This window comes from Polaribacter sp. IC073, from assembly GCF_007997075.1.
Lineage (GTDB): Bacteria > Bacteroidota > Bacteroidia > Flavobacteriales > Flavobacteriaceae > Polaribacter.
The window spans coordinates 80,916-105,918 of record NZ_VORS01000005.1 but is presented as its reverse complement, the minus strand read 5'-3'; the positions used below and the strand labels follow the sequence as shown (position 1 = coordinate 105,918).

The 25,003-nt window shown below is 31.6% G+C and carries 22 protein-coding genes; 7 read left to right on the top strand and 15 right to left on the bottom strand.

Translation table 11 applies throughout. From position 1 onward, the window contains the following. Positions 1–2: 2 nt before the first annotated feature. The 6 genes from ES045_RS08790 to ES045_RS08765 all read right to left on the bottom strand — a co-directional run bounded on the left by ES045_RS08790 (position 3) and on the right by ES045_RS08765 (position 7,329). On the bottom strand, positions 3–857 hold the full coding sequence (locus ES045_RS08790; protein ID WP_147115572.1) for a cbb3-type cytochrome c oxidase N-terminal domain-containing protein: 855 nt from the start codon (positions 855–857) through the stop codon (positions 3–5). A gap of 12 nt (positions 858–869) precedes the next feature. After that, positions 870–1,037 (bottom strand): CcoQ/FixQ family Cbb3-type cytochrome c oxidase assembly chaperone, encoded by a 168-nt coding sequence (locus tag ES045_RS08785; protein ID WP_147115570.1) that lies wholly within the window; start codon positions 1,035–1,037, stop codon positions 870–872. Between the two features lie 5 nt (positions 1,038–1,042). Then, entirely contained in the window at positions 1,043–3,238 is a 2,196-nt protein-coding gene (gene ccoN / locus ES045_RS08780; protein ID WP_147115568.1) for a cytochrome-c oxidase, cbb3-type subunit I, read from the bottom strand. 10 nt (positions 3,239–3,248) lie between these two features. Next, a complete protein-coding gene (gene ccoS / locus ES045_RS08775; RefSeq protein ID WP_410524639.1) occupies positions 3,249–3,485 on the bottom strand; it encodes a cbb3-type cytochrome oxidase assembly protein CcoS in 237 nt (78 codons plus the stop codon). Positions 3,486–3,580: 95 nt separating this feature from the next. After that, entirely contained in the window at positions 3,581–4,951 is a 1,371-nt protein-coding gene (gene hemN, locus ES045_RS08770; protein ID WP_147115566.1) for an oxygen-independent coproporphyrinogen III oxidase, read from the bottom strand. A gap of 2 nt (positions 4,952–4,953) precedes the next feature. Next, positions 4,954–7,329 carry a heavy metal translocating P-type ATPase gene (locus tag ES045_RS08765; protein ID WP_147115564.1) on the bottom strand — a complete coding sequence of 792 codons (2,376 nt, stop codon included), beginning with the start codon at positions 7,327–7,329 and terminating at the stop codon, positions 4,954–4,956. 104 nt (positions 7,330–7,433) lie between these two features. Between ES045_RS08765 and ES045_RS08760 the strand changes: the two genes are divergently transcribed. After that, positions 7,434–8,120: a Crp/Fnr family transcriptional regulator gene (locus ES045_RS08760; protein WP_147115562.1), complete on the top strand. Its 687-nt coding sequence runs from the start codon at positions 7,434–7,436 to the stop codon at positions 8,118–8,120. Between the two features lie 7 nt (positions 8,121–8,127). Here ES045_RS08760 and ES045_RS08755 read toward each other — a convergent pair whose 3' ends face one another. The 5 genes from ES045_RS08755 to aat all read right to left on the bottom strand — a co-directional run bounded on the left by ES045_RS08755 (position 8,128) and on the right by aat (position 17,879). After that, the gene (locus ES045_RS08755; RefSeq protein WP_147115560.1) at positions 8,128–10,428 is read right to left on the bottom strand and encodes a BamA/TamA family outer membrane protein; all 2,301 of its coding nucleotides are present in this window, start codon (positions 10,426–10,428) and stop codon (positions 8,128–8,130) included. 3 nt (positions 10,429–10,431) lie between these two features. Next, positions 10,432–15,477, bottom strand: a complete 5,046-nt coding sequence (locus ES045_RS08750) for a translocation/assembly module TamB (protein WP_147115558.1) — start codon at positions 15,475–15,477, stop codon at positions 10,432–10,434. Between the two features lie 447 nt (positions 15,478–15,924). Further along, the gene (locus ES045_RS08745) at positions 15,925–16,881 is read right to left on the bottom strand and encodes a TolB family protein (RefSeq protein ID WP_147115555.1); all 957 of its coding nucleotides are present in this window, start codon (positions 16,879–16,881) and stop codon (positions 15,925–15,927) included. 17 nt (positions 16,882–16,898) lie between these two features. After that, positions 16,899–17,177, bottom strand: coding sequence for a hypothetical protein (locus tag ES045_RS08740; RefSeq protein WP_147115552.1), 279 nt, complete (start codon positions 17,175–17,177; stop codon positions 16,899–16,901). Positions 17,178–17,252: 75 nt separating this feature from the next. Further along, entirely contained in the window at positions 17,253–17,879 is a 627-nt protein-coding gene (gene aat, locus ES045_RS08735) for a leucyl/phenylalanyl-tRNA--protein transferase (protein WP_147115541.1), read from the bottom strand. 128 nt (positions 17,880–18,007) lie between these two features. Between aat and ES045_RS08730 the strand changes: the two genes are divergently transcribed. Next, complete coding sequence (locus tag ES045_RS08730) at positions 18,008–18,637, top strand: YqaA family protein (RefSeq protein ID WP_147115537.1); 630 nt, start codon at positions 18,008–18,010, stop codon at positions 18,635–18,637. Between the two features lie 18 nt (positions 18,638–18,655). Further along, complete coding sequence (locus tag ES045_RS08725; RefSeq protein ID WP_100947201.1) at positions 18,656–18,901, top strand: DUF1456 family protein; 246 nt, start codon at positions 18,656–18,658, stop codon at positions 18,899–18,901. A gap of 119 nt (positions 18,902–19,020) precedes the next feature. Here ES045_RS08725 and ES045_RS08720 read toward each other — a convergent pair whose 3' ends face one another. Together ES045_RS08720 and ES045_RS08715 are read right to left on the bottom strand one after the other, a co-directional pair. Continuing rightward, the gene (locus tag ES045_RS08720) at positions 19,021–19,392 is read right to left on the bottom strand and encodes a DUF3127 domain-containing protein (protein WP_100947200.1); all 372 of its coding nucleotides are present in this window, start codon (positions 19,390–19,392) and stop codon (positions 19,021–19,023) included. 13 nt (positions 19,393–19,405) lie between these two features. Beyond that, on the bottom strand, positions 19,406–20,266 hold the full coding sequence (locus tag ES045_RS08715) for a flavin reductase family protein (protein ID WP_147115535.1): 861 nt from the start codon (positions 20,264–20,266) through the stop codon (positions 19,406–19,408). 77 nt (positions 20,267–20,343) lie between these two features. On the opposite strand from ES045_RS08715, the gene ES045_RS08710 reads away from it, so the two are divergent. Further along, on the top strand, positions 20,344–21,498 hold the full coding sequence (locus tag ES045_RS08710) for a sensor histidine kinase (protein WP_147115533.1): 1,155 nt from the start codon (positions 20,344–20,346) through the stop codon (positions 21,496–21,498). Between the two features lie 247 nt (positions 21,499–21,745). Here the strand turns inward: ES045_RS08710 and ES045_RS08705 are convergent, their stop codons facing one another. Then, positions 21,746–22,132 carry an HIT family protein gene (locus ES045_RS08705; RefSeq protein ID WP_147115531.1) on the bottom strand — a complete coding sequence of 129 codons (387 nt, stop codon included), beginning with the start codon at positions 22,130–22,132 and terminating at the stop codon, positions 21,746–21,748. A 161-nt stretch (positions 22,133–22,293) separates the two neighbouring features. Then, positions 22,294–22,770, bottom strand: coding sequence for a transcription elongation factor GreA (greA, locus tag ES045_RS08700; RefSeq protein WP_147115529.1), 477 nt, complete (start codon positions 22,768–22,770; stop codon positions 22,294–22,296). Positions 22,771–22,878: 108 nt separating this feature from the next. Here greA and ES045_RS08695 point away from each other — a divergent pair, with 108 nt between their 5' ends. From ES045_RS08695 to purE, 3 genes are read left to right on the top strand one after another with little or no spacing between them, the layout of a single operon-like run. After that, positions 22,879–23,295 carry a Rieske 2Fe-2S domain-containing protein gene (locus tag ES045_RS08695; RefSeq protein WP_147115528.1) on the top strand — a complete coding sequence of 139 codons (417 nt, stop codon included), beginning with the start codon at positions 22,879–22,881 and terminating at the stop codon, positions 23,293–23,295. 58 nt (positions 23,296–23,353) lie between these two features. Further along, entirely contained in the window at positions 23,354–24,511 is a 1,158-nt protein-coding gene (locus ES045_RS08690; RefSeq protein ID WP_147115526.1) for a 5-(carboxyamino)imidazole ribonucleotide synthase, read from the top strand. A 2-nt stretch (positions 24,512–24,513) separates the two neighbouring features. Continuing rightward, positions 24,514–24,993 carry a 5-(carboxyamino)imidazole ribonucleotide mutase gene (purE, locus tag ES045_RS08685; protein ID WP_147115524.1) on the top strand — a complete coding sequence of 160 codons (480 nt, stop codon included), beginning with the start codon at positions 24,514–24,516 and terminating at the stop codon, positions 24,991–24,993. Positions 24,994–25,003 lie beyond the last annotated feature (10 nt).

Below are 25,003 nucleotides of genomic sequence, written 5' to 3'. Positions count from 1 at the left end.
AATTATTCTTCCCACTTTTCTCCTTGGGGAGCTTTTCCTTGAGCGGGCGAAGTACCTTGCAGTGAAATTACATAACTAGATACTTTTGCTATGTCTGCAGTTTTTAATGTTTTATCCCAAGCAATCATTCCTTTTCCATCTCTACCTCCATTGTAGATCGTTGAAAAGACATTTTTAACTCCTCCTCCTAAAATCCAGAATTCATCTGTTAGGTTCGGTCCAATAGACCCACCACCATCTCCTAAATGACAAGAGGCACAGTTTAAATTAAAAATTGCTTTACCTCTACCTAAATCTTTAGCATCTGTTAATAGTGTTACGTTTTCTGCCGTAATTAAATCGGTTGCAGTTGCTCTGTATTTATTTAATTCTGCTGTTGCTTCTGCCACTGCTTTATCATATTCAACGATCTGGCTATCGCCATCTAAAACCTCAAATCTTACCAAATACACAACCGCAAAAACAATAGAGGCATAAAACATATATACCCACCATGGTGGAAGTGAATTGTCTAATTCTCTAATTCCGTCATAATTATGATCTAGGATTATTTCTTTTTCTTCTTCCATTGCTTTGGCCTTGGTCCAAGATTTTATCAATTTTGGAAGCCAAGCATTACTAGGCTCTGGAATAATACCGTCTTTTTCATTTTGTAATTCCGTTGCTTTTTTAATGGCCAAAATATTTACCATTTCTTTTAAAACAACAACCAAAATAAAACCTATTAAAGCCAACCAAACTAATGGGTTTTCATAAACACTAAATGGGTTTTCGTACACCATAAACGCTTTTGCAAGTGCTATAAACGTAACAATTACAAAGATTACATATACTGTAGATTGAAAAGATCTTTTCATTTTTATTTATTTTTAATGATCTAACGGTAAGTTACTTACTGTTTCTATGTATTCTTTTTTAGCTGTAAATACCCACCAAAATAAGGCTACAAAAAAAGTGAAAAATATAATTAATGATATTAATGGGTACACTTCTATACCTATAATACTTTCCATATAACTTTTTACAAATCTTAACATGGCTTCTATTTTTTAGTGGTTTGTTGTTCGTCTTTCACTTTTATATCTGTTCCTAAACGTTGTATGTATGCTATTACTGCAACAATTTCTCTATTTCTCATCTCTATGAAAGCCTCTCCGCTTTCTTTTGCATACTTTTTATCTGCTTCGTAACTTTTTGCAAAATCTGGATCTGCATACAAATTTTCTTCAATCTGAGTTCCTTGTGCTAACATGTGTTGTTGCGCATTTGCAATTTCATCTTCTGAATAAGGGACTCCTAAAGTAACCATAGCTTCCATTTTGGTTTCGATATTAGATTTATCAAGTTCATCTCTAACCAACCATTTGTAAGCGGGCATAATAGAACCTGGTGAAGTACTTTGCGGATCGTACATGTGATTTAGGTGCCAACTATCATTATATTTCTGACCAATTCTATGTAAATCTGGCCCTGTACGTTTACTTCCCCATAAAAAAGGATGATCGTACACAAATTCTCCTGCCTTAGAGTACTCTCCATAACGTTCTACCTCACTTCTAAAAGGTCTTACCATTTGAGAGTGACAACCTACACAACCTTCTCTAATATAAATATCTCTTCCTTCTAACTCTAAAGGTGTATACGGTTTTACACTGCTAATTGTTGGTATGTTCGATTTTATTAATAATGTTGGTATAATTTGAATTGCACCTCCAATTAGAATTGCAATCGTTGCAAAAATTGTTAGTTTTATTGGTTTTCTTTCTAACCAAGTATGCCAACCTTCTCCTTTAGTTCTATACTTAGAAACTTTTGTTAATGCTACAGCTTCTGCTAATTCATCTGTAACACCAGCACCAGATCTAACCGTTCTAATAACGTTGTACAACATTACAAATGCACCAATTATAAACATACTTCCTCCAATAGCACGCATCCAATACATGGGTATAATTTCGTTTACTGTTTCTAAGAAGTTACCATATGTTAAAGAACCGTCTGGGTTAAATTGTTTCCACATAGAAGCTTGTACAAAACCTGCTACATACATTGGCAATGTGTACATAATAATACCCAAAGTACCAATCCAGAAGTGAAAGTTTGCCAATGCTACTGAATATAATTTTGTTTTAAACATTCTTGGAATTAACCAATACAACATCCCAAAAGTGAAGAAACCATTCCAAGCTAATGCACCAACATGCACGTGTGCAATAATCCAATCACTAAAATGTGCAATTGCATTTACGTTTTTAAGAGACAACAATGGCCCTTCAAAAGTTGCCATACCATACCCAGTAATTGCAACCACCATGAATTTTAAAACAGGGTCTGTTCTTACTTTATCCCAAGCTCCTCTTAAAGTTAACAGTCCGTTTATCATTCCACCCCAAGAAGGTGCTAATAACATAATAGAAAAAGCAACGCCTAAATTTTGAGCCCATTCTGGTAAAGACGTGTATAGTAAATGGTGAGGTCCTGCCCAGATATAAATAAATATCAAAGACCAAAAGTGAACAATAGATAATTTATAAGAATACACAGGTCTATTTGCCGCTTTAGGAACAAAGTAATACATTAATCCTAAAAATGGTGTGGTTAAGAAAAATGCCACGGCATTATGTCCGTACCACCATTGTACCAATGCATCTTGCACACCTGCATAGACAGAATAAGATTTTAAAAAACCAACTGGTAATGCTAAACTGTTAAAAATGTGAAGTACTGCAACCGTTACAAATGTTGCTAAATAAAACCAAATTGCTACATATAAATGACGCTGTCTTCTTTGAAGAATCGTCCAAATCATATTCACACCAAAAGCAACCCAAACAAGTGCAATTGCAATATCTATTGGCCATTCTAATTCGGCATATTCTTTAGAACTTGTATATCCTAAAGGCAATGTTATAGCAGCAGCCACAATAATTAATTGCCAACCCCAAAAGTTAAAATTACTTAAAAAGTTACTTGCCATTCTAGCTTTTAATAAGCGTTGTAACGAGTAGTAAACTCCTGCAAAAATTGCGTTCCCTACAAAAGCAAAAATTACAGCATTGGTGTGTAAAGGTCTTAAACGACCAAAACTTAACCACGATATTCCGTCTGTAATATTTGGGAACAAAAACATAAGTGCCAGCAATAACCCTACAGAGAACCCTACAATTCCCCAAAGTAGTGTTGCGTAGATGAATTTTTTTACGACCTTATTATCGTAATAAAATTGTTGCATTTCCATAATATAAAATTTAGTCTAAAGTTGATTTTTCTTGTTTCTCGGTAACTAATTCATCATCAAACAGCATGCGAACAGATGGCGTATAAGAATCGTCAAATTGCCCTTTTTTAACTGAATAAATAAAGGCTATAAAAAAGATTAATGCCACTAAAATACTTAGAGTAAGTAGTAAATATATTACGCTCATATCTTGCCTGATAATTGATGCTTCAAAATTAATAATGTTCGTTTTATTAAAATATGACATTTATCATATTCTTAGAATCTTGTTAAAATATTCCTGTTTTTCTCAGGAAGTAAAATTTATAGCAACCTTAAAGGGAACTTTAAGGAGTTCTTTGGTTATATCGTCATCGAAAATAATTGTGTTTTTGGTTTGTTCTCTAATAAATGGACATCAAACGCCATACAAATATTTCGAACATAAGGTCTTGCACTTTCTGGTATGGACAAAGATTTTAATTTTCTATCAATTTGAACTAAACCATCTTGCTCCATCTCTTCTAACAGCGCTAAATGCATTTCTACATTCTTAATTTTCATAGCACTTTCTTTCCAAGAGGTCGTAAAATGGCACATCATATTTAAGATATGTTTTCTAATAATTAGGTCTTCTTCGGATAATAAATGTCCTCTAAAAATTGGAATTTCTCCTTCATTTACAATTTTTTGATACTCTTTTACCGTCTTTACATTCTGTGCAAAAGCATACCAAGAATCTGAAATTGCAGACATTCCTAAACCAATCATTAGCTTCGTTTTGTTGGCTGTGTAGCCCATAAAATTCCTATGTATTGTTTTATTAATGGTTGCTTTATACAAACTATCGGTCTTTAATGCAAAATGATCCATTCCTATTTCTACATAGCCTAATGCTGCAAAAAGTTCTTTTCCTATTTCATACAATGCTCTTTTTTCATCATTCTTTGGTAAATCATCTTCATTAAAACCTCTTTGCCCGACACCTTTTACCCAAGGAACGTGTGCGTAACTGTAGAATGAAATACGGTCTGGCTGTAATTCTTTGGTCTTATTAATGGTATCAATTACGTTTTCTTTGGTTTGATGTGGCAATCCGAAAATTAAATCATGACTCACAGAAGTGTACCCAATTTCTCGAGACCACTTTGTTACTTGCTCAACTTCAGAAAAAGGTTGAATTCTATGGATGGCTTTTTGTACTTTTTCATTGTAATCTTGCACACCAAAACTAACTCTTGTAAAACCTTCATTAAATAGGGTTTGTAATTGTTCTTTGGTGGTATTGCTTGGGTGTCCTTCAAAACTAAATTCAGATGCTGAATGTTTTTTAGCAATCTTAAAAATACCATCCATTAAATATTTTAGGTTTTCTTTTGAGAAAAAAGTTGGCGTTCCACCTCCTAAATGTAATTCTTTAACAACGGGTGTTTCATCTACCAAAGCAACATATAATTCCCATTCTTTAAGAACCGTTTCTATATACTCTTCTTCTACTTCATGGCGCTTTGTAATGTGTTTATGGCAAGCACAAAACGTACACAAACTCTCACAAAAAGGCAAATGAATGTAAACACTAATTCCTTCGGATGCATTGGTTTCTTTAAATGATGTTTGAAAAGACACAATCCAATCTTGCTTGTCAATTCCTTCTTTGTTCCAATAAGGTACTGTTGGATAACTGGTATATCTTGGTCCTGGAATGTTGTATTTCTGTATTAGAGATTTTTTCATAACTATTTAATTTTTCTTCCTAATATATTTGTGGAAACTGTTGTAAAAACGACGATACTAATAGAACTTAAAGGCATTAAAATTGCTGCCATAACAGGAATTAACTGCCCTGTGACGGCAAAATAAAGTCCGATTACATTGTAACATAGAGACAGTATAAAACTGTATTTTATAATCTGAATCGCTTTTTTTGAAGCATGTATATACATTCCTATTTTACTAAATTTTGAGGCGTCTAAAATTCCGTCACAAGCAGGCGAAAAAACATTGATATTTTCTGACAACGCAATACCAACATCACTTTGTGCCAAAGCACCCGCATCATTTAATCCATCGCCAATCATAACAACTTTTTTGTGCTCTTTTTGAAGTTTTGCAACAAACTCTAATTTATCTTCTGGTTTTTGATTGAATAACAGCGCTGTTCCTTCCGGCAAATTTTCTTGTAAAAAAACTCTTTCCCCTTCATTATCGCCAGAAACAACAGCTAAATCGAAATCCTTTTTTAAAGAGCTAAATAATGATTTTACACCTTTTCTATATGAGTTTTTAAACGTGAACTTCCCTTTGTATTCATCATTAAAACTAATATAAACAGAAGTATCTAAAGTTGCCTTTTCTTCATTATTTTTTACAAAATTAGCAGCACCTAATTTTAAACTTGTTTCATTATAGGTAACCTCTATTCCTTTACCAACAATTTCTTTATAATCGGAAATGGATAAAACATCAACATCCTTAAAAGTGCTATATAATGTTCTACTTAACGGATGGTTCGAGGCTCTTAAAGAACTTTTTAAAATACTTTTTTCTTGCTGATTTAATTCAACTCCATCATAAGAAATGGTATTTTCTTTATGTGTGGTTAGTGTTCCTGTCTTGTCAAAAATAATAGTGTCTATTTCTGCTAATTGTTCTACAACGGTTGCGTTTTTTAAATAGAATTTCTCTTTCCCAAAAATGCGCAACATATTGCCTAAAGCAAAAGGTGCAGCTAGTGCAATTGCACACGGACAAGCAATAATTAAAACTGCTGTAAACACATTTAATGCTTTGCTTGCATCAAAAAATAGCCAAAAAGAAGTCGCTATAAAAGCAATTGATAAGACAAAAATTGTAAAGTTTTTACTAATGCTGTCTGTAATGGTTTTAAAGGGAGATTTGTTCTCTTTTTGAAACACTTCGTTGCTCCATAATTGTGTTAAATAGCTTTGAGATACAGAAGCTAAAACTTCCATTTCTAAGATTCCAGAAAGTTGTTTTCCACCAGCAAAAAGTTTGTCTCCAGATTTTTTTGCAACAGGTACTGCTTCTCCTGTTACAAAGCTATAATCTATTTCTGCATTTCCGTTGATTAAAATACCATCTACAGGTATTAATTCTTGATTTCTAATTAATAATCGGTCTCCTTTTTCGATATCATAAATAGGAACATTTTCTTCTTTATTGTTCGATAAAATTCGGGTAACTGCAATTGGAAAATACGACTTATAATCGCGTTCAAAAGATAAAAAATTATAGGTTTTCTGTTGAAAAAACTTCCCTAATAAAAGAAAGAAAACCAAACCAGTTAAACTATCAAAAAAACCAGTTCCTAAATCGAAAATAATCTCTACAGAACTTCGAACAAATAAGACAAAAATTCCCAAAGCAATAGGAACATCAATATTTAAAATTTTAGAACGCAACCCTTTGTAAGCTGAAATAAAATAGCCACTACCTGCATAAAAAACAACTGGTAACGAGAAGAAAAACATCAACCATCTAAAGATATTCTTATACTCTTCTATCCAATAACCATCTACTTCAAAATATTCTGGAAACGAGAGAAACATAACATTACCAAACGCAAAACCTGCAATACCTAATTTGTAAATTAAACTTCTGTCTACTGCTTTTTTTCCTGCGTCATAATCTTCTAAAGTAATATAAGGTTCGTAGCCAATAGCACTTAAAAGAAGCACAATTTCTTTTAATGAGGTTTCATTAAAGTTATAAGTAACTCTAACTTTTTTCTTTGGAAAATCTACTTGAGATGATACAATATTTGAATTTAATTTATGTAGGTTTTCTAATACCCAAATACAAGAACTACAATGAATATGAGGAATGTAAAGTGTTGCGATTTGCATGCTACCATCAGAAAAATCTAATAGTTTTGCTGCAATCTCTTTATTGTCTAAAAAATCGTATTTTCCTTCAATTTTGGTTGGAATTGCTCCTGGGTTGTCTTGAAAATTGTAATAACTAGTTAAATTATTCTCTGAAAAAATCTCATAAACCGTTTTACAACCGTTGCAACAGAAATTTTTTTCATCAAAATTAATTATACTATCTTCACAAGAATCGCCACAGTGATAACATTGTGTAGATTTCATATTTACTCTTTTGCCTTTTGCAAATTTCCAATAAGAGTTTGTTTTAAAATATGATATTTGTCAGCTTTTCGATATCTTTGATTTTTATTAAAAACTTCTTTACTATGAGCAAATGTGAGCAGTGTATTGTTCGTCAATTTAATTCTCTAAAGCATCTTTCTAAAGAAGAGTTGGTAAGAATGTCTGCTTGTAAAACAACCAAAATAATAAAAAAAGGGGAAGTTTTATTTGAGGAAGGAGAACATTTAAACGGCGTTTTTTGTATAAAAGATGGGGTTTGTAAAGTTTCTAAAATGAGTGAGAATGGTAGAAACCAAATTATTAGTCTGGTACAAAAAGGAAATATAATAGGGGAAAGAAGTTTAGTTTCTGAAGAAATTTCTAATTTGAAGGCGGTCGCTTTAAATGACATGGAGGTTTGTTTTATTCCGAAGGAAGAAATTATTAGAGATCTAGAAAAGAACAACGCTTTTACCATGAGTGTTTTAAAAGACATGGCAACTTCTCTTAAAAGTGCAGACAACTTAATTGTAGATATGGCTCAAAAAACGGTAAAACAACGTTTGGCAGAAACCCTTTTACACTTGCACTCTAAATTCGACACAGATAGCGAAGGCAATATAAACATACAGCTTTCTAGAGAAGACATTGCAAATATTATTGGTACAGCTACAGAATCTGCAATCCGTTTATTATCAGAATTCAAAAAAAATAAAATTATTGAATTTAAAGGAAAAGAGATAAAAATTTTAGATGAAGCTGCCTTAGACAAAATTATACATGGCTTTTAACTTCTCATTAAAATGAATACCCAATTGCAAAGTTAAAAACAGGTGCATCCACTCTAAAATTCCATCTTTTTTCTTCTTCCAATGACGGATCATGAAAAGGAGCTGCCAAATCGAAACGAATTACAAAACCTTGTACATCTACTCGCAAACCAACACCTGCACCTATACCTAATTCATTTATAAAATTAGAAGTGAATTTATCTTTTCCTTCATTTCCAAAATCTGGATTTGATTCTGAATTCCAAACATTTCCTGCATCCGCAAAAACAGCACCTTTAAAGAAAGAATATAGCGGGAATCGATATTCTACATTCCCTTCTAAACGAATGTTACCCGTTTTATCGAAAAAATTACCAGTACTACTTGGTTGCGCTGTTGCGCTGTTTTCGTTGTAAGTTCCCGGTCCTAAAGAACGAGTGCTAAAGGCTCTAACACTATAAGGACCTCCAGAAAAATATTGTTTAACAAACGGAACAACATCAGAATTACCATACGCCAAACCGTAACCAGCAAATAATCTTGTGGCAATTGTTTTTTCGTTATTTCTACCAAAATTATAATGATACCTCGCATCAAAATCTGCTTTTGCATACTGTGCATATTGCAGTCCTAAAAACTTTTTTGGTGCTCCTGCTGTTTCTTCTTTTCCGAATAAACTAATAGAATTACCGGCAATATCTAGCGTAGAATTTATATAAAATTGATGTGTTTTACTTGAATTTAGCATTTCATTATAAGTAAAAGAAAATGTTAATCCGCTTATAAATTGCTGCTCAAAACTTCTCTTTAAGAATGAATTTTCTGCTAATATTTGTTGAAACTCTTCTGTTGTATTAGACAAACTAGTATAATTTACAGAAATAGGGTTTAACTCATAAGTAGTGTATTTATTAGCGTTCCAAACATATCCAAAAAGAGCGCTACCAGATAAAAGTGTGTACAATTTACTTCTATCTAAATACGTAATACCCAAACTTGTTTTTGTCTTCGGAATTGAATATTCGAAAAAATCTTCATTAAAAGTAAAAGGTGCAATAACTCTTGGAAAAATTAATTCTGATTTTAAACCCAATTCTAAACTGCTTAATCCAGAATTTTCTCCGCCAGAAATTTGGGTTTCATAACCAATATTTGTACTTATATTTAAGGTTTCTCCTCCATTAAATACATTTCTATTACTGTACGTTAATGCCAGTTTAGGACCTGCAAAATTATTAGATTTTGTAACTGCCTGCAATTCTGCTCGAACAGCACGCTTTGTTAAGGGCGATAAAAAAATGTTTGCCTCTAAAACACCCAAACGGCCTGTTTGTAAAGAGTCTAATTCTTTATATTGAATATTAACATACTTGTAAGCACCTATAGAAGACAAGCGTCTTGCTGTATTTTTAGACGTATTTGGGTTGTATAAATCACCTTCTTTAATTGTAATAAAATCGTCTAAATATTTTGGTTTAAAGAAAAGAGAGTCTTGATAGTAACTTTTGTTTTTGTACCGAACCTCTTTTACTTTCAAAGAATCTTTTAAATTGAAGTCTGGATATACATTTATTTTTTTAATTTGATAAGGTATCGTTGCTATCTTTGGCACTTTTGCTTTCAACTTTAAAAAAAGATCGAATTTTTTATTCTTATATTGATTGGTATCTGCTTCAAAAATTAAAAAACTAGGATTGAAGTTATAATATCCTTTCTTTTTTAACTCTAAATCTAACCGCTGTCGTTCTAACTTTAAATTAGCCAAATCAAATCGCATATTTTCAGGAAAAGGAGTCTCTTTTGTAAGTTCTTTGATTGCTGTATAAATTGGTAAAACCATACTGTCTATTTTATAGTTTGCCATTTTATAAGGCGCAGGAACTTTTAAGCGGTAACTTACAGAAGCTTTTTTCTCTTTTTCTATAAATGTAGAAGTTGCGGTACTGTAGAAAAAACCGTAGTTTTCTAACCTGTTTCTTAGAATCTCTTCTACTTCTAACGCATCTACATCTGATTGATAAACAGGCTTTTCTCCAATTTTTTTATACAGCCACTTGTTTATAAAATTCGGATTCTCTTTTTGATTTTTATAATAGAAATACAACCCCAAATAACTGCCTAAAAACTTAGAATTGGGCGCTGGTCTTAAAACAGTTCTTAAATCTTCTTTTAATTTACTTGCATTTTTAACAGCGGAATCTACTTCCACTTCAATTTTAGCTCCCGTGTACAAACGCTCATCTTCTGGGATGTCTTTTTGAATACTACAAGAGTAAAAAAACACGCATAAAATGGATAAAATAGTGATATATTTTAATTTTTTCTTCAAAATTTAATTTGTTTTCTTTTTTATATTCTTAGTCGTTTCTTTAATCTTTTCAGACTTTAATTTCTTTTCTTCTCTCACCTTTTTTCTCTCTTTTTGAGCATTTAAGAGCGCTTTCCAAAGTTCATGAAATTCGTTAAATTCTTTCGTAAAAATTAATCCAATTCCACTTATAATAGTCTGCCCGTCAATAACGTTTTCAAACTCACTTTTTCTAAATCCTTTTAAACGATACCTGCCATCTTCTGTAATTTTATATTCTAGACTTACATTGCCAATTAAAGGCGTTTGCTCTCCTGTTGTATTACTTCCTTGAAGATCTACTTCACTACCAACTCTTACCGTTAACCTTTCATTAAACAGTTGTTTCTGTGCCGCAATATCTAATTGAGTTCTGTCTGTTGGTGCGTCACCTTGGTAATCTGTAAAACTATTTAAACCAAAATCTAGTTTCACCCCAGAATTTCCTAAAATTTTGTCTGAAAATGCATTTAATTGTCCTGAAACTGCATCGTTTAAATTATTTCTGGCAATAGCTGCAAAACCACCTACACTACCATCACTGCCGGCATCTGGATAAAAACGATTTAAAACTAATAGCGAAAAAACCTGTTTATTTAATTCTTCTTCTTGTTGACTTACCTGTTGCACTCTACCATACACTTGCCCACCAATTGCACCTTGCTCTTCTTCTGGCATGTCTAAATCGAACGAGATTTTAGGTTGTAATAACTCGCCATCGATATTTAAATACACTTGAAACGGTAACACTTGTTTGTATTTATTTTTTATGGATGCATCTTCTCCTGAAATTTGTGCTGCCATTAAAGGAGATGCAGAAGTTTCTAATTTGTAAATTGCACTCACATCTAACTTAGCATCGAAAGGGTCTCCAGACCAAGAAATTCTTCCCCCAGGAGCTAACAAGAACTTTCTATTTACTAAATTATATAGTGTTAATTCATAATGACCACCAGCAATTTCATAGCTACCCGTTAAAGAAATTCTTCCATTGGGTATCATTGTAAAAACAAAATCACCATCGCCTAAGACCCTAAAATTATCTCCGGTATCTTCATCTATAATAATATTTACAATGGCTTCCTTATTTACTTTTAATTGTGAAGAAATATCAAAACCACTAATAATTGCTGTTTGTGTTTCTGTTTGCGTTAAAATAGCATTGGGGTTTTCTCTATTTACAAAAACTACTACACCATCTCTTTCTTCTACATTTGCGTACGCAGAAGGCATTACATACGTTACATCTGTATCTTTTCCTAATGTAAAATCTGCGCTTAATTTGGGAATTTGTAAATCTCCTGTTAAAGATGCATTTGCATTAAAAGTGACTTTACCATATAGAATTTCATTGTCTTCTTTAGTTGCATTTAATATTCTAAAATTATTCGCCTTTAATTTTAAATCGAATTTAGGGTTTATAAAACTTTTAGTAATAATTTTTCCTGACAGTACCAATGCATTATTCTTGGCGTCTAGAATAGTAAAATTATCCATAGAAAAACCGCTATTATCTACGCTAAGCAATTCATTTTTTAAGGTAAATTTCGTATTCAACTTGGTTACATTAAGGGCGGCATTATCAAATTTCAAGAATCCTTTATATTTAGGTTCTAAGGTGGTACCTGTTACTTTAAAATCACCAGAAAAACGACCACTTGTTTCTTTTAATTCACCTAAAGAAAGAGTTTTTAAGGCATCCATTTTAAATTCATTAATAACCAGGTCTAAATTCAAATTAGCATCGTTATTATCCACAAAATAATCTCCTTTTAAATCTAAATTAACATCTCCTTCTCTTAATTTGGTATTAAAATCATATTTATTACTTCCTAAGGACTTGGCCTCTATGGTTAGTTTCCCTAATTTGGTTTTTAAAAACTCAAAATTAGTAACACTCATATCTGCAATAATACCTGTATTGGTAAAAGGTTCTTCTAAAACAAAATCGCCATTTAAGACACCTTTTGTAAGTTCACTTTCTGGATTCAAATAATTAAAAACTTCACTTATTTGAAAATTATTATAGACCAAAGCAATGTGGCTTTTCGTTATGTTTTTTAATTGGTCTGTAATTTCTATCGATTGCTTGCCTTTGCTAATTTTAAAGTTAGTGAAGGTGATGTTATTGTCAGATAACTCAACTGCATTATCTTCAGGAATTGTCCATTTTCCACTGTTTAGAATCAAGCTATCTTTATTCACCGAAAACTTTAGGCTTTCTCTATTTCCTGTAATTTTAGTATTTACATTCATCAATTTTTTTCCTTTATAAAAGCCTAAGAAATTAAGAGATAATTCATTGTTTGTTTGATTCCCTGTAATAATAGTTTTTGGCATATCTACAGGACCTGCTGTAATGTTTCTGAACCCTAAATTAAAATTGAAGTTGTCTTTATCTGTATGCATAGAAAAAGCTAAACTATCTAATTTATTGCCACTATAATTAATAAACGGAGCCGTAATATTTGCTTTTAAACGTCTTTCTTTTTCTTTAAAGTCTACCGCAATATTAATGGTATCAATATCTTTTACATTTACTAAAAAAACATCTTTTAAAAGTGATGTTTGAGCAATTTTAGCTTTCAATTGTAAATTTACAGGGTTTTTAATTGTGTCTGAAAGTATTTCATCTCTATAAAAATAACTTAACACATGACGTCTAATTGCCTTACTAAACGTTTCTGGGTCTGTGTTGGATTCTAAACTTAAATCTAACATTTTGTTTTTTATTGAAACAGCCGTTGTATCTCTGTCAACATAGGCTTTGGCATTAATAGCGCCCACTAAATAAGTTTTACTATCATACACTACAACTCCGTTTTTTACATCGGTAGAAATACGATACTTTTTAGGATTTCCTTTAAAATCTAAAGACACTTCCATTCCTGTTTTTACATTTCTTTTTACAACACCCAAAGCTTGTAAATCTGCTCCAATTACGTTCAATTTTAAATTTGCTTCTGTAGCAATAGAGTCTAATTTTATAGCACCACTAATATCTATATTCAAATTTTGATCCTTATATTTTGATGCAATATGTCCTTCACCTTCTTTAAAATCACCTTTTAAATTTAGATCTGTAATTGTGTAATTTTCCAATTGAAACTTCGAAATTGTTGTTTGTAAAGTAGCATCTAAATTATTGATATTTTCTCCGCTTCCTTCAGATTTTATAGTGAGACTTAACTTTCCAAAACTGGGGTTTATTAACAATTCGCCAACATTATATTTTTCAATAGCTACCGCCAAATTATAACTTAACTTCTCTTTATTTTTGAAGGTTCCCTGCACTGTTGCTGTACCTTGCGTTGTGGTTATTTTTGCATCTGTAACAATATTCTTTAAGCCACCTTTTATGTTTCCAGAGATTAAAATTTCTTCTGGCAATTTCACCGTTAGCCCCTCTTCATCTACTATCTTTAAAAGATCTGATCGTTTTGTTTTTGCACTAAAGTTCGGTAAATTGATTTGTAATCGATCTATGTTAGTAATATTTTTGACACTTCCGTTCAAAGAAATAGCCGTTGCTTTACCCCAATTTATATTCGTATTTGAAATTTGAATATTCGATAAAGATCCATTTATGTTTAGAGTTCCTTTTAGTTCTTTAGCACTTAATTTCTTTAAATATTCGTTCTTTTTTAAGCTTGGTTGAAATCTAAAAACTTCAGCTAACCCCAAATTAAAAGAAGGAATTTTTAACTGAATAGTGGTTTTTTCTGGCGCTGAAACCAATTGAGAAAGCGATTGATAATCAACCTTTGCAAAACCTCTAATTTTATTTTTATTGATGGCGACGTTTAGGTCAGAAACTTCTAATTTTTTGTCTGTTATCGTTGCATTAAGAACGAATGTTTTTAAATGGATGCCAGATTTTTCTTTAAAATTGAATGATTCTAACGCCAAACCTCCTTTTTTGTCTTTTAGAAAAATATCCGATGCCTTTAAATTTAAATGACTTAAAGAAATAGCATTGGCATTGAAACTATTTTTCTGTGGCTTTATACCATCTACAAAATAGTTTATATTATTATTTTCTAATTTTAAATCATCTAATTCCAAAGCGAGATTTGGCCATGTTAAAGCTGATGAAGTATTATTTTTTGCAATAGTTTTTGCTGCTTTCTCAGTTGATTTTATCTCAACTAAAATATCAGAGTCTTTAAGTTGAACTGTATTTAACTTGAATGATTTATTTGCTAAATCTAACAGCGGAATTTCAGTATAAAAATTACTAATGTTTGCGTCTGCAAGAATATGATCTACAGATGATTTATAAAATACTTTTGTACTTTTTATGCTAATTTTTTCGGCAGAAAATGTTGGTAGAATAACTTCTGAAACAGGCAATTCTATGGTAGTCGGATTTTGAATGAATTTAATTCTAGCATCAGAAAGAGAAATTTCATTCGCATTAAAATCCATCTTTTCAAGGTCTAAAGACTCCATTTTTGTTATTAAAGAACCTATTTCAAACTTGCTATCAATACCTAAAACCGCATCTTTAAAATCAACGTTAATATCCTTTAACTTCAATTCTCCCAAAATAATATCCATGGGTTTTGCTAGAGTGTCTTGGGGCATAGAAGTAGTATTCTCTGCTGTAAATGCATCTATTAAAAATTGAAAATTGTAACCAGAAACGGTATCTTTTCTAACGATGTTTGCTCGCAACCCTTCCCATTCTAGATTATCTACTCCAACAGAATTTCCTGCAATTATTGCCCAAAGAGGCACATTTGCTTCTAATGATTTCGAATAAATTAACGTATCTCCTTTTTTATCTTCTAAGAAAAGACCTTCTAGTTGTAGTGATCCATCGAAAGTGATAAACAGTTTCGCTACCGCAACTTTTGTATTGGTTTTATCGGAAACATAACTCACCGCTTTATTTACAATAATACCTTGTCCCCAAGGACTTCTTATAAATAAAATAAGCAGTAATAAGAAGGTGAAAATTCCGAAAAGTATACGTAAAGTTCTTCTTAAAAAACGATACTTTTTCTTTATAACTTTTTTAGCAGACATATATAATTTTGATATCAATGCAAAAATACATCAGTATTTGTTCTAAGATTGTCTTTAATAGTTAATATTTTAACGCTATTGACAAACAATTGTTTCGGTTATAACAAAATACCTTTGATATGATCATAATATTTAGGGATTAAAAATAGATAACTTTAGAAATAGTTAAATGTTTTACAAAAAACCAAATTCTAACTTTTTAGAACTTTTAAAAGCAACGCTCTTTTAATTGATTTAGTACCAAACTTGCTAAATGTATAAGCGTCCATTTAGATGCGTTCTTAAAAAGGCTTTACCAACACCTAAAAAAAGTTACAAATTATATTTATTATAAGAAATTACAGTTTTATATCTCTCAAAAGAAGAAAACAAAAAAGAACCACTATTTGATAAATAGTGGTTCTTTTTATTTCTGAATAAAAAAAGCAAAACAGCTTAGTTAAAACGTTAATTAAGTAGAGGTTTTACTCTCCAAATGTCTGCGTATAGTAATTGCTTAGGTTTGATAACTGTGTCATCTGGTGTTCTAGCTCCGGCGTTGGAACTAAAATAAATATAACCATCTACGCCCCAAAAAGGTTGAATTTCTGTAGAATTACCACTCGTTAATTGAGAGACACCTCTCGTTTTAGAATCCATAACAAACAAATGATTGTAAGAATCATCTTTATCAGAAATAAAGCAAATATATTTTCCATCTGGTGAATAAGAACCATAACTTGAACTGTATTCTCCTGTTGTTATTTGAGTACTTTGATATGTGTTTAAATCAAGTACAAATAACTGTGTATAATCCCCTGACTTCTTAGTGTACATTATTTTTTCACCATCGGGACTCCAAACTGGTGAGCTTCCAGATGAAAGAACTGTAAAATTACTTCCGTCTTTGTTAACAAGACAAATATTATTAGTTCCTTGTAAAACAGTAGTCAGTACAATTTTTTTACCATTTGGCGATAACTTAGGATAACCATCATTGTCCCCAAAAGCATTTTGACCTACATAAGTAATACCTAGTCTTTCTATATTACTAGTCACAATAACCGGTTTAGACGCCCAGTAAGTAAAAATGATATCTCCTTTATCATTCATCCAAGAAGCGCCATCAGTTCCATCACTAATTAAAGGAGTAAATCCCGGCGTCATTATTTCATTTTTCAACCTAATACTAAAACGTTTACTACCTGCTTTTGCATCATCTCTAATTGCGTACAATAATTTTTTACCGTTTGGTGATAGGTTTGGCTGAAACTCTGCAACAATATCACTTGTTATTCTTACTAATTCTTTTGCACTAGAAGTTACTTGAGGTGCAGATAATTTCACGCCTTCAACCTCTTTTTTTAATACCGAACAAGAAGTTATAACTAGTGTTAAAAATAATATTCTGTAACTATTTTTCATTTTATAAATTTTATTTATTAATACATTTTTGAATCACCTTTCTTTTTAACTTTTTTTACAGTGACCCCCTTTTTATTAGGCTTGTAAATAGCTCCTGTTGCAAAATCTACAATTAAACTAGGCCAAAATATTACTAGATCTGCAATTAAAGCTGCTACTCTAATTTTTCTTTGCTCTTCTCCTGGTTTAGGCTTTGTTTTTTGAGACTGTGTAACTGCCCCTCCAAAAAGAGTAGCACAATTAGTGAGTAGTACCGACATGAATATCAATACAGTAAGTTTGATTGTTTGTTTCATAAAAAATATAGTTTGCTTATTTAAAAACAAATATATTGCATTTAAGACCTCATGATATACCTACAAGTAGGTATATCACCTTCGTAAAATATCTAAAAACAACGCTCTATCAATTTCTTTAGCACCCAAACTTGCCAAATGTTCATTGTGAATTTGGCAATCTATTAATTGATATTTCTTATTGGTAGCCAAATGTATAAATGCCAACTTAGATGCGTTAGAAACTTTACTAAACATGCTTTCGCCACAGAAAATATTATTTATTTCTAAACCATATAAACCGCCAACAAGTTTATCATTTAACCAGATTTCTATAGATTTAGCAACTCCTTTTTTATGTAAATTGATGTATGCATCTTCCATATCATCTGTAATCCAGGTTCCAAAGCCATCATTTCTTTCGATGCTTTTACAATTAAAAATTACTTCTTCAAACGCCCTATTTTCTGTAATTGTAAACTCGTTTTTATTGATGATTTTTCGCATCGATTTAGAGATCTTTATGTCGTCGGGAAACAAAACCATTCTCTCAAACGGACAATACCAAACAATAGGGTCCTCTTCTGAAAACCAAGGGAAAATTCCGTTTTTGTAAGCATGAATTAATCTTTCTTCCGATAAATCTCCGCCCAAAGCAATAATGCCTTCTTTAGAGGTGAATTGATACGCTGGAAATTCTATTTTATGGGTAAGCCAAATCATGTTGTAAAAATTAATGCTAATATTTAGCGAATTTACTGTTTTATTAAAAATTCGTTAATCTAAAATTCTAATCTTATTTATTTAGATTTTGTTCTTATTTTTGTAACTTCATAAAAACAATTAACTACTTGGAAGAAAAGCGTAAAAGAAGAAAGAAAAATACGGCATTTATAGGCAAGCGACTTCATAATTATTATGGTAGAACTGGCTTTTATTTGTTTGTTTGGGAAAGTGTGAAAAAAGCTTTTTTACCGATTGTTTTAGTTATTCTAGGATTGTTCCTTTTTAACAGGTATGTTTATGATATTAACCAGGGCTTAGAAACAATAACAGAAACTTTTTCTAGAACAGGTATTTTAATTACTTTTTTCCTTTCAGAAACCTTACTAGGTTTGGTTCCTCCAGAAATCTTTATTGCTTGGTCTGGTAAAACTGAAAGTCCGGTTTTAAATTTATCTCTTTTAGCAACTTTGTCTTATGCAGGTGGTCTACTTTCTTACTTTTTAGGAAAAATGACGTTAAAAATTGAGTCTGTAAAAAATTATTTAGAAGTTAAAATGGCAGCTAATTTAAGAAACACCAAAAAATGGGGTGGTTTTTTAATTTTAGTTGGCGCATTGTTACCTTTGCCTTTTTCTATTGCTTGTTTGGCTGCGGGTATGATAAAATACCCTTTTAGAAATGTAGTATTCTTTGGTTTGTTTCGTTTTTTACGATTCGCAATTTATGCTTGGGCAATTTTTAAAGTAGTTACATAAAAAACTTACATTTGCAATATGGGATTAACAAACAACGATATTTTAAAAAAATTACGTGTTGCACATAAATTACGCGACACAGACATTGTAGAAATTTGTGCTTTAGTAGACTTTAAAGTTTCTAAAGGAGAGTTAGGTGCGCTGTTTAGAAATGAAGAGCATGAGAAATATGTAGAATGTGGAGATCAAATTTTACGTAATTTCTTAAACGGATTGGTTATTCATCTGCGTGGACCAATGCCTAAAAAAGGGGAAAAGAAATAAATTTTCTTTTTTAGATCGTTTCGCTTTTAGATGCAAAAAATAAGGCCAAAAATTTATAAAACAAAAAAGAGTGCAATTTTTAAAATTGCACTCTTTTTTTATCTAAATATCTTTACTTTCTAGAAAGGTAAATCGTCTGGTTCTTCATTAGAAACATTAGATGCTGGCTGAAATTGATCTACTGGAGGCAAGTTCTCGTTTTGAGCTCCTGTTTGAGATACATTTTCTACTCTCCAACCTTGTACAGAGTTAAAGTATTTTGCTTCCCCTTGTGGATTAATCCATTCTCTACCTCTTAAATTAATAGAAACTTTTACATCTTGTCCAACAGCATAATTGTTTAACAAATCACATTTATCCTGCACAAATTCTATCATAATCATTTGTGGATATTGGTCATCTGTTGTAACAACTAATTCTCTTTTTCTAAAACCGTTAGCTCCAAAACTTTGTACCTCTCCAATTAACTTTACTTTACCAATAACTTCCATAATATAATCTTAACTATTTAATTAAAAGCACTTTCCAAGCACTTTCTACATCATTCTTTTTTAAATACTCTTGCGCAAATGTATGTTTTTTTGTGGTTTCTAACCCAATAAATTGCGGATGTTCTTTTGCAAAGTTATTAACAGTTTCTTCTGTTGGCAGTTGTGCTACATTACCCAACATGCCTAAATTATTTCCTGTTAAAATAGTACTATTTCTAATTGTTGCCGAAATTGCATCTACACCAAGACCCAAATTGGCAATTGGTTTCGGAATTTCAAAAAAGCCATCCCTTGCTCTCGAATAATAACTTCCTCCTGCTCTTGCTACTAAATCTATTTTATATTGATCGATGCCGCCTTTTTCATCTAAAACGTCTTCAGAAATATGAATTTTTACAACTTCACAAACAATTAAATTTCCCGCTCCACCTTCATCACCAGTAAAAATAACATCCTTTACCTTACATTCAAATTGTACCGGAGATTCTGCAACTCTAAATGGCTTTATTTTATCGGACGGTAGCATGGTAAAGCCTGCTTTTTCAAACTCATTTACACCTGCTGGATATTCTGTAGAACTTAAAGACATTTGTTGTACAATCGCATAATTCACCACATTTATAACCACTTCTTTGGTTGCCAAAGCATTTTCTAAAGTGTGTTTTGTAGTATTGTCTCGCACTCTTCTTGCGGGAGAAAATATCATAATTGGCGGATTCGCGCCAAACACGTTAAAAAAACTAAAAGGCGATAAATTCGGATTCCCATCTGCATCAATTGTACTTGCAAACGCAATGGGTCTTGGCGCAACAGCACCTAATAAATAACCGTGTAATTGTTGCGTAGAAATTTCTTTTGGATCTATTGTAAGCATTCTAAAATATTTTATCTTGTAAAGATACTATCAAAATCACAAATGAGTTATAAAGGGAAACCATTATATTTGTTTTCATGAATTTTCTAACCAACACACTTCTATTTAAAAGAATTGCCATTTTAGTTTCTTTGATTATTGTTTCTCTAATCTTATGGAACACTTATATGTTTTTTCAAAAATTTAAAAATGAAGAAAGGGTAAAAATGGAAATTTTAGGAATTGCTCAAAAAGAATTGGCAAATGCAGACTTAAATTCCGACATTACCTTACAAGATAAAATTATTACAACCAACAAAAGTATTCCTTTAATTTTGGTTGATGGAGAAGGAAATATTGATTCCTTTCAAAACTTAGACCCCGTTAAATCTTTAAACGCTAACTATGTAAAAGAGCAATTAGAGCTCATGAAAACAGAAAACGCACCCATAGAAATTAGTTACAAAGGAAAAAATAAGCAATATATTTATTACAGAAACTCAGATTTATTAAACAGACTTACCTATTATCCCATTGCCTTAATTTTAATTTTATTTCTTTTTCTAAGCGTTATTTACTTATTCTATAATTCTAATAAAGTTGCCGAAACTAATAAATTATGGACCGGTATGGCAAAAGAAACGGCGCATCAAATTGGCACACCTTTGTCTTCTCTTTTAGGTTGGATTGCCATTTTAAAAATGGAAAAAATAGACGATAAATATATAGAAGAAATAGAAAAAGACGTTACTAGACTAAACACCATTGCCAATCGATTTTCTAAAATAGGTTCTAAACCAGAATTAAAAGAAGAGAATATTGTTGCCATTACAAAACAAGCATTCGATTATTTAGAATCGAGAAGTTCTAAACAAATCACGTTTTACTTTACAACTTCAGACAAAGAAATTCTAACCAACCTTAACACAGAATTATTTGGTTGGGTTATAGAAAACCTCATTAAAAATGCCATTGATGCAATGCAAAGAGAAGGTTCTTTAAATTTAAGAATAGAAAATACACCAAAAAAAGTAAAAATAACGGTTTCTGATACCGGAAAAGGAATACCAAAAAAATTATATAAGCAGATTTTTAAACCCGGTTTTACTACAAAAAAACGTGGTTGGGGCTTAGGCTTATCGCTCTCTAAACGGATTGTAGAAGATTACCACAAAGGAAAAATAGCTGTACAAAGATCTGAAATCAGTAAAGGAACTACTTTTGAAATAGTCTTAGATAAAGTGTCGTTTTAGAAGCTATTTCCTGCTTTCCGCACTCGCTTTTTTTATTTAAAAAGATAAAAAAGAGCTCAAACAAATGCTTCAATCAGGGCTAGACTTGTTTGCCAACTCATTAGTGTTCTTATCTAAACATAGCAATCCTTAGCAAGTTTGTTCATAATAATGAATTGAAGTTTCTCAATCGCTTAAAAATGCTCATTTCGAAATGACAGTCTCATTTCTTTTAATTTCAACGTTAGCGAAAAAAAAGATCAGCAAACTAAAACTCGGCAGCAATGCTTTGAGCCAAAGCCACAAACTCCTCATTTGTCAATTTCACTTTTTTAGCAAACTGAATATCTGCCATCTTATTTAACGGAATTAAATGCACATGTACATGAGGTACTTCTAAACCAATTACACTCATTCCTACTCTTTTACAAGGAACTGCTTTTTCCAATGCTTTTGCAACGGTGTAAGAAAAATCCATTAAGTCTTTATATGCATCTCTAGACAAATCGAACAACTTGTTTTCTTCTTTTTTAGGAACCACTAATGTGTGTCCTTTTGCATTCGGATTAATATCTAAAAAAGCAATAAAATTTTCATTTTCAGCTATTTTATAACTTGGTATTTCTCCTGTAATTATTTTTGTAAATATGCTCATAACTTTATTTTAAGTAGCACCTCGATTGCAATCGAGCGGTGCATAAATTAGGTCTTGATTGCACTCGGCCAAACAAACGAAAGTAAATATAAAAAAGAATTCGGATCCTGACCATGTCAAAACCCGAATTTATAAATATTAATTAGTATTATTATTTTTCTTTACTCTCTAGAAATATTCATTACCTCAAACTTCATAACTCCACTAGGCACCTTAATTTCTGCAACATCACCCACTTCCTTACCTAATAAACCCTTACCAATTGGCGAGTTTACAGACAATTTACCATTTCTAACATCAGTTTCAGAGTCTGCAACCAATCTGTATTTAAACTCCATTCCGTTGGTGGCATTTTTAATGACCACACTAGAATGTATTAAAACTTTTGTTGTATCTAACTGCGATTCATCTAAAATACGTGCACCAGAAATTACATTCTTTAACTTCGCTATTTTAAACTCTAAGTGAGATTGTTCTTCTTTTGCTGCATGATATTCTGCATTTTCACTTAAATCGCCTTTATCTCTTGCATCTGCAATTTCTGTAGTTACTCTTGGCCTTTCTACTTGTTCTAATTGAACCAATTCTTCCCGTAGCTTCTTTAAGCCTTCAGCAGAATAATATGATATTTCACTCATCTTGTCTAAATTTAAAAATCCCATTGCCCTTTCAGGAATGAGATTGTTATACAAATATACAAAATATTTGTAACTTGCCATCGTTATTAAAATAACAAAAATATTTTTATGTTTAAAAAAGCACTAATTTGTATTTTACTTGCAACTTTATTGTCTTGTGAAGACAATACAAGAATTAATGATTGTTTTAGAGGGATATATGTTTCAGAGTTAATTGAATTTAGACTTCCAATTTATCAAAAATTGATTGTAAATGGAGGAAGTTTAACAAGTAGAATCGACGGTAGATTAATTCATATAATTAGAAATAGATCTTCTGATTATATCGCTTTTGATTTAGAGTGCCCAAGTAGAACATGTAAATCTCCTTTAGATATTTCTAATTTGCCTACTATTATATGCCCATGTGATAATAAAAAATACAATTATTTAGAAGGTGGTAGATTAATTGGAGAGGAAGGTTGTAGTATGCTAATGTATTCTATAAGCCCAGTAGGAACCGGTGCAATTCAAATAAGAAATTAATTTTTTAGATTAGTTAAATTGAGTTGTGTATTTTTGCTGAAACACAACAACTTTTAAGGTGAAAAACTATTATTCTTCAGATTTTAAATTAGGCGTTCTTGGCGGTGGTCAATTAGGACGAATGCTTTTAGCAGAAACACAGAAATTCGACATTCACACTTCTATTTTAGAAAGCAATAAAAATGCACCTTGTGCAGAAATTTGCAACACTTTTGTAGTTGGAGATTTATTAGATTATAAAACCGTTTATAACTTCGGAAAAACCGTTGATTTACTTACTATAGAAATAGAAAATGTAAATTTAGACGCGCTAGATAAATTGGAAGACGAAGGGTTGACTATTTATCCGAAGCCAAAAGATTTACGAATTATTCAAAGTAAAGCAAGACAGAAAAATTTCTATGTAGATCATCAAATTGCTACAGCAGATTTTTCTCACTATGCCTATTTAGAAGAATTAAAACATTCTTACGAAAATAATATTATCGACTTCCCTTTTGTCTGGAAAGCTGCACGTTTTGGTTATGATGGTAATGGTGTAAAGATTGTTCGGAATATTCAAGATTTAGAAGCTTTACCAAATGTAGAATGTATTACAGAAAAACTAATTCCTTTTAAAAATGAATTGGCTGTAATTGTTGCAAGAAATGCGGCTGGTGAAGTAAAAACATATCCTGTTGTAGAAATGGAGTTTCACCCAGAAGCAAATCAAGTTGAATATGTAATTTGTCCTGCAAGAATAGATTCTAAGGTTGCAGAAAAAGCAAGAGAAGTTGCTTTAAAAGTAGTAAGCGATTTAGACTTTGTCGGTTTGTTAGCCGTTGAAATGTTTCAGACAGAAGATGATAAAATTTTAGTAAATGAAGTGGCTCCAAGACCACACAATTCTGGTCATTATTCTATAGAAGCGAGTTACACCAATCAATTTGAGCAACATTTAAGAAGCATTTTAAATCTTCCTTTAGGAAATACAGACAGCAAGGTTGCCGGAATTATGGTGAATTTAGTTGGTGAAGACCATTTTTCTGGTCATGTAATTTATCAGAATATAGAAGAAATTTTAAAGATTGATGGCGTTACACCACATATTTACGGAAAGAAAGAAACAAGACCATTTCGTAAAATGGGACATGTTACTATTGTAAATTCAGATATTGATATCGCAAGAGAAATTGCACAAAAAGTAAAAGAAACAATTAGAGTGATAAGTAAATAACTATGGTAGGAATAATAATGGGAAGTGATTCTGATCTTCCAATAATGCAAGAAGCAATAGATATTTTAGAAAGTTTTAATATTGCAATAGAAGTAGATATTGTTTCTGCTCATAGGACTCCAGAAAAATTAGTTGAGTATTCTAAAAATGCACACAAAAGAGGTATCAAAGTAATTATTGCTGGTGCAGGTGGGGCAGCTCATTTACCAGGAATGGTAGCATCCATGAGTCCGTTGCCAATAATTGGTGTTCCTGTAAAAAGCAGAAACTCTATTGATGGTTGGGATTCTATTTTATCTATTTTACAAATGCCTGGAGGCGTTCCTGTTGCTACCGTTGCTTTAGATGGTGCAAAAAATGCAGGTATTTTAGCGGCTCAAATAATTGGTGCTTCAGATGAACTTATTTTAAATAGAATTATCGCTTACAAAGAAGAATTAAAGTTAAAAGTTGAACAAGCTTCGGAAAGAGTTCGAAAATAAAAACAATGAA

Excerpts from the sequence above, each read along its gene's own strand:
- ES045_RS08790 (WP_147115572.1), bottom strand. The coding sequence starts at position 857 with ATGAAAAGATCTTTTCAATCTACAGTATATGTAATCTTTGTAATTGTT.
- ES045_RS08785 (WP_147115570.1), bottom strand. The coding sequence starts at position 1,037 with ATGTTAAGATTTGTAAAAAGTTATATGGAAAGTATTATAGGTATAGAA.
- ccoN (WP_147115568.1), bottom strand. The coding sequence starts at position 3,238 with ATGGAAATGCAACAATTTTATTACGATAATAAGGTCGTAAAAAAATTC.
- ccoS (WP_410524639.1), bottom strand. The coding sequence starts at position 3,485 with ATGTCATATTTTAATAAAACGAACATTATTAATTTTGAAGCATCAATT.
- hemN (WP_147115566.1), bottom strand. The coding sequence starts at position 4,951 with ATGAAAAAATCTCTAATACAGAAATACAACATTCCAGGACCAAGATAT.
- ES045_RS08765 (WP_147115564.1), bottom strand. The coding sequence starts at position 7,329 with ATGAAATCTACACAATGTTATCACTGTGGCGATTCTTGTGAAGATAGT.
- ES045_RS08760 (WP_147115562.1), top strand. The coding sequence starts at position 7,434 with ATGAGCAAATGTGAGCAGTGTATTGTTCGTCAATTTAATTCTCTAAAG.
- ES045_RS08750 (WP_147115558.1), bottom strand. The coding sequence starts at position 15,477 with ATGTCTGCTAAAAAAGTTATAAAGAAAAAGTATCGTTTTTTAAGAAGA.
- ES045_RS08745 (WP_147115555.1), bottom strand. The coding sequence starts at position 16,881 with ATGAAAAATAGTTACAGAATATTATTTTTAACACTAGTTATAACTTCT.
- ES045_RS08740 (WP_147115552.1), bottom strand. The coding sequence starts at position 17,177 with ATGAAACAAACAATCAAACTTACTGTATTGATATTCATGTCGGTACTA.
- aat (WP_147115541.1), bottom strand. The coding sequence starts at position 17,879 with ATGATTTGGCTTACCCATAAAATAGAATTTCCAGCGTATCAATTCACC.
- ES045_RS08725 (WP_100947201.1), top strand. The coding sequence starts at position 18,656 with ATGGGATTAACAAACAACGATATTTTAAAAAAATTACGTGTTGCACAT.
- ES045_RS08720 (WP_100947200.1), bottom strand. The coding sequence starts at position 19,392 with ATGGAAGTTATTGGTAAAGTAAAGTTAATTGGAGAGGTACAAAGTTTT.
- ES045_RS08715 (WP_147115535.1), bottom strand. The coding sequence starts at position 20,266 with ATGCTTACAATAGATCCAAAAGAAATTTCTACGCAACAATTACACGGT.
- ES045_RS08710 (WP_147115533.1), top strand. The coding sequence starts at position 20,344 with ATGAATTTTCTAACCAACACACTTCTATTTAAAAGAATTGCCATTTTA.
- ES045_RS08705 (WP_147115531.1), bottom strand. The coding sequence starts at position 22,132 with ATGAGCATATTTACAAAAATAATTACAGGAGAAATACCAAGTTATAAA.
- greA (WP_147115529.1), bottom strand. The coding sequence starts at position 22,770 with ATGAGTGAAATATCATATTATTCTGCTGAAGGCTTAAAGAAGCTACGG.
- ES045_RS08695 (WP_147115528.1), top strand. The coding sequence starts at position 22,879 with ATGTTTAAAAAAGCACTAATTTGTATTTTACTTGCAACTTTATTGTCT.
- purE (WP_147115524.1), top strand. The coding sequence starts at position 24,514 with ATGGTAGGAATAATAATGGGAAGTGATTCTGATCTTCCAATAATGCAA.